This window comes from Clostridium sp. AF28-12, assembly GCF_003435225.1.
Taxonomy (GTDB): domain Bacteria; phylum Bacillota; class Clostridia; order Lachnospirales; family Lachnospiraceae; genus Pilosibacter; species Pilosibacter fragilis.
Map to the genome: position 1 here is coordinate 448 of NZ_QWGJ01000029.1, position 14,564 is coordinate 15,011.

General features: G+C 50.1%; 9 protein-coding genes. 8 read left to right on the forward strand and 1 reads right to left on the reverse strand.

What is annotated here, in order from left to right; genetic code table 11:
* The 3 genes from DWY93_RS15620 to DWY93_RS15630 all read left to right on the forward strand — a co-directional run.
* On the forward strand, positions 1 to 3,091 hold a 3,091-nt coding region (locus tag DWY93_RS15620), incomplete at its 5' end, for an LPD28 domain-containing protein (protein WP_242990710.1).
* Position 3,092: 1 nt separating this feature from the next.
* Complete coding sequence (locus DWY93_RS15625) at positions 3,093 to 3,308, forward strand: transposon-transfer assisting family protein (protein ID WP_002576226.1); 216 nt, start codon at positions 3,093 to 3,095, stop codon at positions 3,306 to 3,308.
* 151 nt (positions 3,309 to 3,459) lie between these two features.
* Positions 3,460 to 3,681 carry a peptidase M50 gene (locus DWY93_RS15630; protein WP_117472612.1) on the forward strand — a complete coding sequence of 74 codons (222 nt, stop codon included), beginning with the start codon at positions 3,460 to 3,462 and terminating at the stop codon, positions 3,679 to 3,681.
* A gap of 134 nt (positions 3,682 to 3,815) precedes the next feature.
* Here DWY93_RS15630 and DWY93_RS17655 read toward each other — a convergent pair whose 3' ends face one another.
* A complete protein-coding gene (locus tag DWY93_RS17655; RefSeq protein WP_242990711.1) occupies positions 3,816 to 4,583 on the reverse strand; it encodes a hypothetical protein in 768 nt (255 codons plus the stop codon).
* On the opposite strand from DWY93_RS17655, the gene DWY93_RS17660 reads away from it, so the two are divergent.
* The 5 genes from DWY93_RS17660 to DWY93_RS15650 all read left to right on the forward strand — a co-directional run bounded on the left by DWY93_RS17660 (position 4,570) and on the right by DWY93_RS15650 (position 14,544).
* A complete protein-coding gene (locus DWY93_RS17660; protein WP_242990714.1) occupies positions 4,570 to 4,926 on the forward strand; it encodes a TnpV protein in 357 nt (118 codons plus the stop codon). The genes DWY93_RS17655 and DWY93_RS17660 overlap by 14 nt on opposite strands.
* 119 nt (positions 4,927 to 5,045) lie before the next feature.
* The gene (locus DWY93_RS15635) at positions 5,046 to 11,678 is read left to right on the forward strand and encodes an SNF2-related protein (protein WP_242990717.1); all 6,633 of its coding nucleotides are present in this window, start codon (positions 5,046 to 5,048) and stop codon (positions 11,676 to 11,678) included.
* On the forward strand, positions 11,659 to 12,033 hold the full coding sequence (locus DWY93_RS15640; protein WP_001129922.1) for a TnpV protein: 375 nt from the start codon (positions 11,659 to 11,661) through the stop codon (positions 12,031 to 12,033). Before DWY93_RS15635 ends, DWY93_RS15640 begins: the two co-directional genes overlap by 20 nt.
* Positions 12,034 to 12,399: 366 nt before the next feature.
* A complete protein-coding gene (tet(O), locus tag DWY93_RS15645) occupies positions 12,400 to 14,319 on the forward strand; it encodes a tetracycline resistance ribosomal protection protein Tet(O) (RefSeq protein ID WP_117472616.1) in 1,920 nt (639 codons plus the stop codon).
* Positions 14,320 to 14,370: 51 nt separating this feature from the next.
* Complete coding sequence (locus DWY93_RS15650; RefSeq protein WP_002779755.1) at positions 14,371 to 14,544, forward strand: cysteine-rich KTR domain-containing protein; 174 nt, start codon at positions 14,371 to 14,373, stop codon at positions 14,542 to 14,544.
* Positions 14,545 to 14,564: the final 20 nt, after the last annotated feature.

Below are 14,564 nucleotides of genomic sequence, written 5' to 3' on the forward strand. Positions count from 1 at the left end.
GCCCCGCAGGAGATATGTCCGGCAAAAAACCGAGGCACAGAAGTTTCGGGAGAATCGACAGCGCTGTTACCGCGTACTGTCCGATTACTACTATCTGCTGAAAAAATGGGAAGCCGACCGTTCTCCCAGGACACCGGAGGAAGAACCGCACCCCCGCTTTGTGGAAGCAATCCAGAAGAAAACCTATGTAGAGTACCTGCTGGACCTTTTTCTTTATGAAAGTGAAGAAGAACAAAAGGCATGGATTGCAGAACACACAGCAGAAATCACACACTTGGAAAGGAGATTGAAAATCATGGCTGAGAATAAACCCACCAACCGAGAACGGCTAAGGGAAATCACTGATGGCATCGAGCAGGGCATCAAAGAACTGTTTGAAAGCGAAAAGTATATGCGCTATCTGTCCGTCATGTCCCGATTTCACCGCTATTCGGTAAACAACACCATGCTCATCTATATGCAGAAGCCGGACGCCACTTTGGTAGCCGGATACAATAAGTGGAAAGACCAGTTTGAGCGTCATGTAAAAAAGGGCGAGCATGGCATTACCATCATTGCCCCGACACCGTATAAGAAGAAAATCGAGGAGCAGAAGCTGGACCCGGATACCAAGGCTCCGATTTTGGATAAAGACGGAAAGATCGTTACAGAGGAAAAAGAAATCGAGATCCCCATGTTTCGTCCGGTCAAGGTCTTTGATGTGAGCCAGACCGACGGGAAACCTTTGCCGGAGCTTGCATCATCCCTTTCCGGCAATGTGCCAAATTATGAGGCATTCATGGAGGCCCTGCGCCGCAGCGCACCGGTGCCGATTACTTTTGAAGCAATGGCCGCCGATACGGACGGCTATTTTTCTGCCGATCATCAGAAAATCGCCGTTCGTCAGGGCATGAGCGAGGTGCAGACGGTTTCGGCCACGGTTCACGAGATTGCCCACAGCAAGCTCCACAATCAGAAAAAGATCCAGATTGCCAATGACGAGCAATATCAGGAGATCGAGCTGTTTGATAAACCCGGTCTGTTCTCCAACGGACGGATTGCCCGTGATAATCTGCCAGAGGGCGTTTATTGCTATGACCTGCGCGGTTCTGACTACGATCATGGAGATCCGGTCTGTGTGGAAGAACGAGTGGTTGTAAACCATGCAGGCTCCGTTCTGATGACAGAGCCGTTGGAACTGACGGAAGATGGACGCTTGATGCTGACCGAGGAAAAAGGGCTGAATTTTACCGGTGGCTTTTCTACCCTCTCCCAGTTTTTGCAGAAACAGAGGAAAGATCGTCACACGGAAGAAGTGGAGGCTGAAAGCATCTCCTATGCAGTCTGCAAATATTTTGGCATCGAGACAGGAGAAAACAGCTTTGGCTATATTGCCAGTTGGAGTCAGGGCAAGGAATTGAAAGAGCTGAGAGCCAGTTTGGAGACCATCAACAAAACATCCGGCACTTTGATCTCCGACATTGAGCGCCACTATAAGGAAATCTGCAAAGAGCGTGGAATTGATCCCCATGCAAAGGCAGAGCCGGAAACCGCCCCGATAGAGCAGCCAACCAGCAATCTGACTTACTATGTAGCAGAGTGCATGGAATTTCCAAACCTCGGAGAATACCACGATAACTTGTCTTTGGAGGAAGCAATCCGCATTTATCAGGAGATTCCGGCAGAACGAATGAACGGGATCAAGGGCATTGGTTTTGAGCTGAAAGACGGAAGCGACTATGAAGGACCTTTTCCGATTTTGACCGGCCAGACCATTGACCTGGACACCATCCAGGCAATCGACTATTACCGTGATAATCCTCTGGTGCAAAAAGCGGTAAAGGAACTGGCTGCGGCAATGCCGGAAATGGAAGTGCTGGGGGCGGACGCCAATCAGCAGGAGGCTTTGTTTCTGATTGACGATGCCACCTATCTTCATATCCAGTCCTGTGACAGCGGCTGGGACTATACCCTTTACGATGCCGCGTCCATGAAAGAGCTGGATGGTGGTCAGCTGGATATGCCGGAGATTTCTCGCATGAAGGCAGTTCTCCAGATTTGTGATGACAACGATTTGGGCAGAGACTCTGTAAAATACGCACCGTTGTCCATGATTGAGACCTTGCAGGAAGCTGTCTACCAACAGATGCAGGCAGAGGCCAGTCAGATGGCTGCTTCTTCCCAGCTGCCGGAAGCACAGGAGCAGGCGCTGGATGAATACCCAACGCCGGATGAGCAGGTCTCTACACCGGATATGCAGGAATACGGATACTCCTATGATGGGATGCTCCCTGTTACCAGAGAACGGGCGCTGGAACTGGATGCCGCTGGTTTGACTGTCTATGTGCTGCATGAGGACAATACGGAGAGCATGGTGTTTGACCCGCAGGAAATCATGGATCATGGCGGTCTTTTTGGCGTGGACCGTGAGGAATGGGAGAAAAGCCCTCAGTTCCACGAAAAGGTCATGGAGCGTCAGGAACATCAGCAGGAACGCGAACAGGCATTTCTATCCCAGAACAGAGATTGCTTTGCTATCTATCAGGTGAGCCGTGACGATCCGCAGAATGTGCGCTTTATGAATCTGGATTGGTTAAAGTCCCATGACATTTCCATAGACCGCAGCAATTATGACCTCATTTACACAGCTCCGCTGAGGGAGTCTGGCACGGTACCGGAGCAGCTGGAAAAACTATATGAGCAGTTTAATCTGCAAAAGCCGGCGGATTTTCACAGTCCTTCTATGAGTGTCAGTGACATCGTTGCGATCAAGCAGGACGGTAAGGTATCCTATCATTACTGTGACAGTGTTGGCTTTACCCAGATCCCCGGATTCCTGCCGGAAAATCCGCTGAAAAATGCGGAGATGGCCGTGGAGGACGATTACGGCATGATCGACGGTATCATCAACAATGGCGCAAAAGAGCCTACGGTGGCAGAGCTGGAACAGCAGGCCCGCAACGGTCAGCCCATTTCCCTCATGGATTTGGCTACCGCTGCCCATCGGGAGGAACGGGAAAAGAAAAAGTCCGTCATGGAGCAGCTGAAAAGCCAGCCCAAGGCAGAACACAAAAAGACAGCGCCCAAAAAGAGTGCGGAAAGGGAGATTTGATATGGGAAACTTTACTTTTGAGGAAATGAACCTGATGTGCATTTACAATACCGGCAGCCGCACCGGACTGATCGACAGCCTACGTGAGATGCGCGGCGAGCTGGCCCCGGAGGAAACCGAGCTGCGGGAGTTGACAGACAGCGCACTGGGCAAGCTCCAGGCCATGAGTGATGCCGAGTTTGCCGAGCTGGAGTTGTATCCGGATTTTGACCAGTAAATTTATCGTGTCGGGATGACATAGTGAGAGAAACTGTTCGATGGGAAGGCGGTTTCTCTCAACTCTTTACAAACTCCTACTATGCTTGGAGGGATGAATGAGGTATAATGTAAGCAACAAACTGGGAATTTGATATGCGGAGGTAATGATTATGAATAGAAATATAAAAGGTGGTTTTTTAACATTGAGTGGCGTTGTTGGTATTGTAGGAATGATAATAGTGGCAATGCAAAATCCGGCAACTGCATGGGTAACGCCACCTGGAAGAATGATTGTAAGTATTTTAGAAAATGGAGTATTGATTCCTACAGTTTTATTCCTTGTTCTTTTTATTTATGGATTGTATATTCTCCTAACGGAGAAAAAAGATTGAGCAATTCCAGTTTATATAACCAATAATAATTTAATACTCACAGTTTTACTTAGCAGGAAATCGTTTCGGTTTCCTGCTTTTCTTTTACCCAAAAACCGAAAGGAGGACAGAACACCATGCCAACCAAAGCTGAACTATATGCACAGATGGCGGAGAAGGTAACAACGCAGCTCACGGGGAGCTGGCAGGAATGGGCAGGGTTTCTCACCACTGCTTCCCGCCTTTACAAGTACCCGTTCCATGAGCAGTTGATGATCTACGCCCAGCGTCCGGACGCCACCGCCTGTGCAGAGTACGATTTGTGGAATGAAAAGATGGGCCGGTATGTAAGGCGCGGTTCCAAAGGGATTGCTCTGGTGGACGATTCCGGGGACAGGCCCCGCCTGCGCTATGTTTTTGATATTTCCGACACCGGAACCCGTGAACATTCCCGCACTCCCTGGCTGTGGCAGCTGGAGGAGAGCCATTTGGATTCGGTGCAGGCCATGCTTGAGCGCACCTATGATGTTTCCGGTGATGACCTTGCCGGACAGCTCACCGAGGTAGCCGGAAAACTGGCTGAGGAATACTGGACGGAGCATCAGCAGGACTTCTTCTATATCGTTGACGGTTCCTTTTTGGAGGAATATGATGAGTTTAACATCGGAGTACAGTTCAAGGCAGCAGCCACCGTCAGTATCACTTATGCTTTGATGTCCCGCTGTGGACTGGAACCGGAACGCTACTTCGACCACGAAGATTTCATGGCGATCTTTGATTTCAATACTCCGGCAACTATCGGAGCGCTGGGAACAGCGGTCAGCCAGATCAACCAGCAGGTGCTGCGGCAGATCGGCGTTACCGTCCGAAATGCAGAGCGCGAAGCCAACCAAGAAAGGAGCAAACAAGATGAACAATCCCATGACCTATATCCAGAACGGAGACTATCTGATTCCCGACCTGAAGCTGAGCCCGCAGCCGGAGAAACCCCTGGGCAAGTACGGCAGGATGAGGAAAACCTACCTGAAGGAACACCGTCCCATCCTCTACAACCAGATGTTGCTGAGCGAGAAGCTGTACCCGCACCTTCTGGAGATCGACGAGACCGCCCAGAGCAGACTGGAGCAGATGATGCCCCAGCTGGCGAAGGAAGCGGGAGCCACCGAGGAACTGAAAGCCAGCGATCCCATGAAGTGGGTGGGGCTGATGAACACCTGCAAAGCTCAGGCCGAAGAAATCCTGATGGCGGAGCTTATCAACAGCTGACCCTAAACCTGTTCCTCTCCGAAGCGGAACAGATCCAATCCATAGATGAAGCAGAGAATGTAGCGCATACATCCTCTGCTTTTTCTTTTGCCCAAAATGACATCGACCATGTGCTGCGTTTGGGCGGCAATACAGACCGTCAAAGGGAGCGTGTGGTTGCAGCCTTTGAAAAGCAGAAAACCACCGCTGAGATTGCCGAGATACTGAAAACGCTGTACCACGGCGGCAATGGCCTTGGCAGTGTGAGCGCATGGTATGCCGAGGATGGTATCCATCTTTCCCACGGGAAGTCTGTCCGTTATGACAGGTCTGCCCAGGTCATTTCCTGGGAGAGCGCCGCAGAGCGTATCGGGGAGCTTTTGGAAAGTGGTCAGTTTGCCTCCAATGTGGAGCTTGCAGAAGCGGCAGGCTATGAACGCTCCCTCCTCTCGGAAAAGCTCTGGCATCTGTATCACGATCTCAGTGAGGACGCCAGAAAAGCCGGATATTTGTCCTGCCTGTCAGAGATCAAAGGCAATGGTTTCCCAGAGGAGACCCGCCGCCTGACGGAGCAGCTGAGTGACCCGGCTTTCCGCCAGACGCTCAAGGAAGAATACGCTGCCTTCTGGACTGCCTATCAGCAGGACCGTGACCTGTTGCGTTTTCACTATCATAGAGCGAGGGAGATCTGGGAGAACCTGAAGGACCTTGACCTGCCCCGCAGGACCTTTTCTTCAGAGCTTTCCAAAGTGCCAACCGTCCAGCACTTTATTACCGAGGATGAGATCGACGCCGCCATGACCGGCGGAAGCAGTTTTGCCGGAGGAAAAGGCCGTATCTATGCGTTCTTCATGGAAAACCATACGGATAAGGAAAAAGTGAGATTCCTTAAAGACGAGTATGGCATTGGCGGACGCTCTCATGCCCTGTCCGGCGCAACACACAGCGGCGAAGATCACGATGGGAAAGGACTGCACTATAAAAAGCAGGACTGCCCGGATGTTCACTTGAACTGGGAAAAGGTTGCCAAGCGCATTACCTCACTTGTCCAGAAAGACCGCTATCTTACCGAACAGGAACAGGCGCAGTATGACAAAATCCAGGCTGAAAAGGAACTGGCAGAAGAAGATGCCATTCAAGCACAGCAGCCGGAGGTGGAGAAAGAAACGCCAAAGCCTACCCTTGGGGAGCAGTTTGAGCAGTATAAGCCTGTGGTGACTGCCGCCATTTCCGAGGATACCGCATATCGCAATGCCTGCGGTCATTCTGACCGTGAAAATGCTGTCATCGAGGGTAATGCCGCTGTGCGCCGTGCAGTCCTTGGTTCTAAGGATATGGAGCTGATCCGACTCTATTCGGATGTGCCGGAGTTCCGTCAGCGTTTACACCGGGAAGTGATCGACGAGACCTATCCAAAGCTCCATGAGCTTCTGCGCCCTCTTTCTCAGGAAGATATTGATACTGCCCTTTGTGCATGGAACGGCAATATCGAGAGTAAACACGCTGTTGTCCGCTATATGAAAGACCATGCAAGAGAAAAAGATACCGCCGCATGGCTGGCTCAGGAATACGGCGGCAGTAACAGCAACAGCCTGTTCGTTGTCCGTGCCGGCAGTCCGGAGGAAACGCAGCTGCCCTGGCCGAAGGTACAGCGCCGGATTGCCCAGCTCATTCAGGAGGACCGGTTCTATACCGAAGAAGAACAGGACCGTTTTGACGACATCGACCCCATCGCCATCCGGGAAGCTCTGGAAGAAAGAGGAATCGTCAACGGACAGGTGACAGACCCGGAAAAACTGGACAATGATCCGTTTATCCAACAGGTGATGTCAGATGCCGAGCAGATCGCAGATGCCGAGACAGAGCAGACTTCCAAAGTTTCCATTTCCGATGAGGAATATGACGCAGTTCGCCGCCCAATTCCGCAAAGAACCTCCTATGACCCAGCCGCCCCGGTCTATGCCGTGGGCGATACCGTGTATATCGAGGATGACGCCTATCAGATCACCGAGCTGCGGGAGGACACCGTACAGCTTCTGCCCACCGGAATGGTATATCCCATCTACCGGGCAGAGCGCAAAGAACAGTTCGAGCAGCTGCTTCGGGCAGACCGGCGCAATGCTTACTATACCGAGTTTCTTCCCATTGACCCGGACAAGGCAGATCAGGACTTGCGGGATGTATTGGCTCATGGACTGATGGATGAAGCGGATAAAAAGCAGATTTCCACGCTGCTGCAATCCGGCAGGAGCAACAGCGAGATCGCCTACTGGCTGAGCAGAGCCTATTCCGGTGAGATTGAGACACTGAATCTGGAGACCGGCGATATTGCCGATTACCGTACCACGGCACAGGGCATAGAACTGGAAGTCATGGATGCAGAGGAAAAGCGTCTGGCTGTGCTGTATTTCCGCTGGGATGAGGTTGCGCCTTTGCTGCGCGGGATGTATGCCCGTCAGCTGGATGGCTTTGGACAAGAACAGCCCCAACCGTCTGCCGAATCCCCAGCCTTTCATTCCGAGACCGTGGCCGTCTATTCGGGCGATAAGAACCATCTACCTTATGATGTGGTGGTGGAACGGTTGCATATTGAGGAGCCGGAGCTGCCAGCCCCTGTAACAGAGCCGGAAAAAACCTTTGAGGAAGTGTTGGATGAACACCCGGTTTCCATTCAGGTCAACGGCCAGTGGCAGACCTTCCCCAATGCCAAAGCTGCCGAGGAAGCCTCCTATGAGGAATACAAGGCTAACCTGCGCCGCAATGCACAGAACTTCCGCATTACCGATGAGCATTTGGGCGAAGGCGGTCCAAAAGCCAAGTTCCAGGCAAATGTTAATGCTATTCGTTTGCTGAAAGAGCTGGAATCTGCCGGACAGCAGGCAAGCCCCGAACAACAGGAGATTCTTTCCCGTTATGTGGGCTGGGGCGGTATTCCTGATGCTTTTGACCCAGAGAAACCGGCATGGGCTTCCGAGTATACCCAGCTGAAAGAGCTGCTGACCCCGGAGGAATATGCCGCCGCCAGAAGCTCCACCCTCAATGCCCATTACACCAGCCCTACGGTTATCCAGGCAATCTATGAAGCGGTGGGGCGCATGGGCTTTGAGACCGGAAATATTCTGGAGCCGTCTATGGGTGTGGGCAATTTCTTCGGTATGCTGCCGGAGAAAATGCGAAACAGCCGTCTGTACGGCGTGGAGCTGGACCCTGTTTCCGGGCGCATCGCAAAACAACTCTATCCCAAGGCGGACATCACAGTAGGCGGCTTTGAGACCACCGACAGGCGTGACTTCTTTGACCTTGCCATCGGTAATGTGCCTTTCGGCCAGTATCAGGTCAACGACAAAGCCTACAACAAGCTGAATTTCAGCATTCATAACTATTTTTTTGCCAAAGCACTGGATCAGGTGCGTCCCGGCGGCGTGGTAGCTTTTGTGACCTCTCGATATACCATGGACGCCAAGGATTCCACCGTGCGCCGCTATCTTGCCCAGCGTGCTGAGCTGCTGGGAGCTATCCGTCTGCCGAATGACGCGTTCAAAAAGAATGCCGGTGCCGAGGTGGTATCAGACATCATCTTCCTCCAAAAGCGGGACCGCCCGCTGGACATTGTGCCGGAATGGACTCAAACCGGACAGACGGAGGACAGATTTGCTATCAACCGGTATTTTATCGACCACCCGGAAATGGTGCTGGGCAGACAGGAGCCGGTAAGCACTGCTCATGGTATGGATTACACCGTGAACCCTATCGAGGGACTGGAGCTTTCCGACCAGCTGCATGATGCTGTGAAGTACATTCATGGCACTTATCAGGAGGCAGAGCTGCCGGAGCTGGGCGAAGGCGAAGCTATTGACACCTCCATTTCTGCCGACCCCAATGTGAAGAACTATTCCTATGCCATTGTAGACGGGCAGGTGTATTACCGGGAAAACAGCCGTATGGTGCGCCCTGACCTCAACGCCACCGCAGAAGCCCGCGTAAAAGGTCTTGTGGGACTGCGTGATTGTGTGCAGGAACTGATCGACCTTCAGATGGATGCAGCGGTTCCGGACAGCACCATTCGGGAGAAGCAGGCGGAACTGAACAGCCTCTATGACAGCTTTTCTTCCAAATACGGTCTCATCAATGACCGTGCAAACCGTCTGGCCTATGCAGATGATTCTTCCTATTACCTGCTCTGTGCGCTGGAAGTCATCGACGAGGACGGGAAACTGGAACGTAAGGCAGATATGTTCACCAAGCGGACCATCAAGCCCCATCAGGCGGTGGCTGTGGTGGATACGGCAAGTGAAGCACTGGCGGTGTCCATCTCGGAAAAAGCCTGCGTGGATATGGACTATATGAGCCAGCTTACCGGAAAAACAAAAGAAGAACTGGCCGGAGAGCTGCAAGGCGTAATCTTCCGTGTACCGGGACAGTTGGAGCAGGACGGAACGCCCCATTATGTGACTGCTGATGAATACCTCTCCGGCAATGTACGCCGCAAACTGCGTCAGGCGCAGCGGGCCGCACAGCAGGACCCTTCCTTTGCAGTCAATGTGGAGGCCCTTACCGCTGCCCAGCCCAAAGACCTGGATGCGTCGGAAATCGAGGTGCGTCTGGGTGCTACCTGGATCGACAAAGAGTACATCCAGCAGTTTATGTATGAGACCTTCGACACGCCGTTTTATCTCCAGCGCAGTATCGAGGTCAACTACACCCCGTTTACAGCAGAGTGGCAGATCACCGGCAAAAGCTCTGTAAGCCAGAACAATGTGGCAGCCTATACCACCTACGGAACCAGCCGTGCCAATGCCTACAAGATTTTGGAGGATTCCTTGAACCTGCGGGATGTCCGTATCTATGACACGGTGGAGGATGCAGACGGCAGGGAGCGCCGGGTGCTGAATGCCAAGGAGACCACCCTGGCGGCTCAAAAACAGCAGGCGATCCGGGAAGCCTTTAGGGACTGGATCTGGAGAGACCCGGAGCGCCGCCAGGCTTTGGTGCGCCAGTACAACGAGGAAATGAACTCCACCCGCCCCCGCGAGTATGATGGCAGCCATATCACTTTTGGGGGCATGAACCCGGCCATTACCCTGCGGGAACACCAGAAAAGCGCCATCGCCCATGTGCTGTATGGAGGAAATACCCTGTTGGCACATGAAGTAGGCGCAGGCAAAACTTTTGAAATGGTAGCTGCTTCGATGGAAGCCAAACGCCTGGGACTGTGCCAGAAATCCCTCTTTGTTGTGCCAAACCACCTGACCGAGCAGTGGGCTTCGGAGTTTCTGCGGCTCTATCCTTCCGCCAATATCTTGGTCACCACCAAAAAGGACTTTGAAACCCATAACCGAAAGAAGTTCTGCGCTCGTATTGCGACGGGTGACTACGACGCCATCATCATGGGACACAGCCAGTTTGAGCGTATCCCAATCAGCCGGGAGCGCCAGGAAAGGCTTCTCTATGAGCAGATCGACGAGATCACTGAGGGCATCGCAGAGGTGCAGGCCAGCGGCGGCGAGCGTTTTACCGTCAAGCAGCTGGAGCGTACCCGAAAATCTCTGGAAGCCAGACTGGAAAAGCTGCAAGCCGAGGGGCGAAAAGACGATGTGGTAACCTTTGAGCAGCTGGGTGTAGACCGATTGTTCGTAGACGAGGCTCACAACTATAAGAACCTGTTTTTATATACAAAAATGCGGAATGTGGCTGGCCTTTCCACATCGGACGCACAGAAATCCTCCGATATGTTTGCCAAATGCCGCTATATGGATGAGATCACCGGAAACCGTGGCGTGATTTTTGCCACCGGCACACCGGTCAGCAACTCCATGACCGAGCTTTACACCATGCAGCGTTATCTTCAATATGAACGCCTGCAAGAGCTGAACATGACCCACTTCGACTGCTGGGCTTCCCGATTTGGAGAGACCGTCACAGCATTGGAGCTGGCACCGGAAGGCACCGGCTACCGGGCAAGAACGAGATTCAGCAAGTTCTTTAACCTGCCGGAGCTGATGAACCTGTTCAAAGAAGTGGCCGACATTAAGACTGCCGATCAGCTGAACCTGCCCACCCCGGAGGTGGAATACCACAACATCGTGGCGCAGCCTACCGAACATCAGCAGGAAATGGTCAAGGCCCTTTCGGAGCGCGCATCGCTGGTACACAGCGGAACTGTGGACCCGTCCCAGGACAATATGCTCAAGATTACCTCGGATGGCCGTAAGCTGGGCCTGGACCAGAGAATCGTCAACCAGATGCTCCCGGATGAACCTGGCACAAAGGTCAATCAGTGCGTGGACAACATCATGCAGATCTGGCGGGATGGCAAAGCTGACAAGCTGACCCAGCTGGTGTTCTGCGACATTTCTACACCGCAGGCAAAAGCTCCTGCAAGCAAGGCGGCGAAAACGCTGGATAATCCACTGCTTCACGCATTGGAAGGCGCTGTGCCTCTGCCGGAGCAGGAACCGGTCTTTACGGTATATGACGATATTCGTCAGAAACTCATTGCTCAGGGGATGCCTGCCGACCAGATCGCTTTTATCCATGAAGCCAACACCGAAGTGCGGAAAAAGGAGTTGTTCTCTAAAGTCCGTACCGGTCAGGTGCGTGTCCTTTTGGGCAGCACCGCCAAGATGGGCGCAGGCACCAATGTGCAGGACCGTCTGGTGGCACTTCATGACCTGGACTGTCCGTGGAGACCGGGAGATGTAGGACGGATTTTGCGGACATTCAAAATAAAAAAGAATGTGGAGGTAACAGACAATGGCAAAATCATTATTTGAGGAACTGGGCGGCAAATACGAAAGGCAAGGGGATTATTTGATACCGTGCTTAACTGTACCCGCCGAAGAAGAACAGGCAATAGGCATCTGGGGGCAACGGCATTTAGATTATCTAAAACAGTACCGTAAAGTTACATACACCAATCTTCTTACAAGCGGCAGGCTAAACGCCTACCTTGCCGACATCAACAGACAGGCACAGGAACGCTTTGAAAGGCTCATAGAGGGTATGAAACAGGCACAGGGCATAACGGAACAGCTAAAGGCAGAAAACGCCTTAGAATGGACAGGATGCCTCAATAACATAAGGGCTTGTGCGAGGGAGATTGTGGAAAAGGAAATTATTTTTGCATAAACAGATGATTAGTGGCAGGGGGAAATCCTGCCGCTTTTTCTGCTTTAGTTTGTCAGCTTGACAAATAAAGGGTTAAGGAATATAATTAGATTCAGTATTACACAAGGAGTTAATAAATATGCGGCAAGGTATTCTTAAATAAACTGTCAATTTGATAGTGGGAACAAAAAGTAGCAGTCCCGTTTCACTTTTAATATGGGGCTTAGTTTTTTGTACCCAGTTTAAGAATACTTTTATCATGTAATTTTATATGCCCGAAAACATATAAGTGTTTTGGGGCTATTGGAGTTATTTACCCAGTGATAGGAGTATTTATCACTGGGTATTTTTATGCCCTTTTTTGGGTGTTGATAGGAGGAAAATCACATGAAAATAATTAACTTAGGCATTCTGGCTCACGTTGACGCAGGAAAGACAACATTAACGGAGAGTTTATTGTATACCAGTGGTGCAATTGCAGAACCAGGGAGCGTAGATAAAGGCACAACAAGGACAGATACAATGAATTTGGAGCGTCAAAGGGGAATCACTATCCAGACAGCAGTGACATCTTTTCAGTGGGAGGATGTAAAAGTCAACATTATAGATACGCCAGGCCATATGGATTTTTTGGCGGAAGTATACCGTTCTTTATCCGTATTAGACGGAGCAGTATTATTAGTTTCTGCAAAGGATGGCATACAGGCACAGACCCGTATACTGTTTCATGCACTACAGATAATGAAGATTCCGACAATTTTTTTCATCAATAAAATTGACCAAGAGGGGATTGATTTGCCAATGGTATATCAAGAAATGAAAGCAAAGCTTTCTTCGGAAATTATAGTGAAGCAAAAGGTTGGGCAGCATCCTCATATAAATGTAACGGACAATGACGATATGGAACAGTGGGATGCGGTAATTATGGGAAACGATGAACTATTAGAGAAATATATGTCAGGGAAACCGTTTAAAATGTCAGAACTGGAACAGGAAGAAAACAGGAGATTCCAAAACGGAACGTTATTTCCCGTTTATCACGGAAGCGCTAAAAACAATCTGGGGATTCGGCAGCTTATAGAAGTGATTGCCAGTAAGTTTTATTCATCAACGCCTGAAGGTCAATCTGAACTATGCGGGCAGGTTTTTAAGATTGAATATTCAGAGAAAAGGCGGCGTTTTGTTTATGTGCGTATATATAGCGGAACATTGCATTTGAGGGATGTTATTAAAATATCTGAAAAAGAGAAAATAAAAATCACAGAGATGTGTGTTCCGACAAACGGTGAATTATGTTCATCCGATACAGCCTGCTCTGGTGATATTGTAATTTTACCAAATGATGTTTTGCAGCTAAACAGTATTTTGGGGAACGAAATACTGTTGCCGCAGAGAAAATTTATTGAAAATCCTCTCCCTATGCTCCAAACAACGATTGCAGCAAAGAAATCTGAACAGCGGGAAATATTGCTTGGGGCACTTACAGAAATTTCAGATGGCGACCCTCTTTTAAAATATTATGTGGATACTACAACGCATGAGATTATACTTTCTTTTTTGGGGAAAGTGCAGATGGAAGTCATTTGTGCCATCCTTGAGGAAAAATATCATGTGGAGGCAGAAATAAAAGAGCCTACTGTTATATATATGGAAAGACCGCTTAGAAAAGCAGAATATACCATCCACATAGAAGTCCCGCCAAATCCTTTCTGGGCTTCTGTCGGGTTGTCCATAGAGCCGCTCCCTATTGGAAGTGGAGTGCAGTATGAAAGCAGAGTTTCACTTGGATATTTAAACCAATCGTTCCAAAATGCGGTTATGGAGGGGGTTCTTTATGGCTGCGAGCAGGGGCTGTATGGATGGAAAGTGACAGACTGTAAAATCTGTTTTGAATATGGATTGTATTATAGTCCTGTAAGTACCCCCGCAGACTTTCGGCTGCTTTCCCCTATCGTATTGGAGCAGGCTTTAAAAAAAGCAGGGACAGAACTATTAGAGCCATATCTCCACTTTGAAATTTATGCACCGCAGGAATATCTCTCACGGGCGTATCATGATGCTCCAAGGTATTGTGCAGATATTGTAAGTACTCAGATAAAGAATGACGAGGTCATTCTGAAAGGAGAAATCCCTGCTAGATGTATTCAAGAATACAGGAACGATTTAACTTATTTCACAAATGGGCAGGGAGTCTGCTTGACAGAGTTAAAAGGATACCAGCCAGCTATTGGTAAATTTATTTGCCAACCCCGCCGCCCGAATAGCCGTATAGATAAGGTTCGGCATATGTTCCACAAGTTAGCTTAACAGCTTGCAAAAGTCATATAAAATGAGATTTGAAAGGATTAGAGACTAATTATGATGAAATGCGAATGGATATTGTGTCCTGTTTGTGGGAGCAAAACCCGTAATAAAATTAGGAAGGACACTGTTTTGGAGAATTATCCCCTTTATTGTCCAAAATGCAGACAAGAAAGATTGATTAAAGTTGACAACTTGAAGATAACTGTCATCAAAGAGCCAGACGCTTAAGACGCAGAGCCGATGAAATT

What these genes read in the sequence shown, in the direction of transcription:
- DWY93_RS15650 (WP_002779755.1), top strand. Translation starts at nt 14,371, where the DNA reads ATGATGAAATGCGAATGGATATTGTGTCCTGTTTGTGGGAGCAAAACC.
- DWY93_RS17660 (WP_242990714.1), top strand. Translation starts at nt 4,570, where the DNA reads ATGAACAATCCCATGACCTATATCCAGAACGGAGACTATCTGATTCCC.
- DWY93_RS15640 (WP_001129922.1), top strand. Translation starts at nt 11,659, where the DNA reads ATGGCAAAATCATTATTTGAGGAACTGGGCGGCAAATACGAAAGGCAA.
- DWY93_RS17655 (WP_242990711.1), bottom strand. Translation starts at nt 4,583, where the DNA reads ATGGGATTGTTCATCTTGTTTGCTCCTTTCTTGGTTGGCTTCGCGCTC.
- DWY93_RS15625 (WP_002576226.1), top strand. Translation starts at nt 3,093, where the DNA reads ATGGGAAACTTTACTTTTGAGGAAATGAACCTGATGTGCATTTACAAT.
- DWY93_RS15630 (WP_117472612.1), top strand. Translation starts at nt 3,460, where the DNA reads ATGAATAGAAATATAAAAGGTGGTTTTTTAACATTGAGTGGCGTTGTT.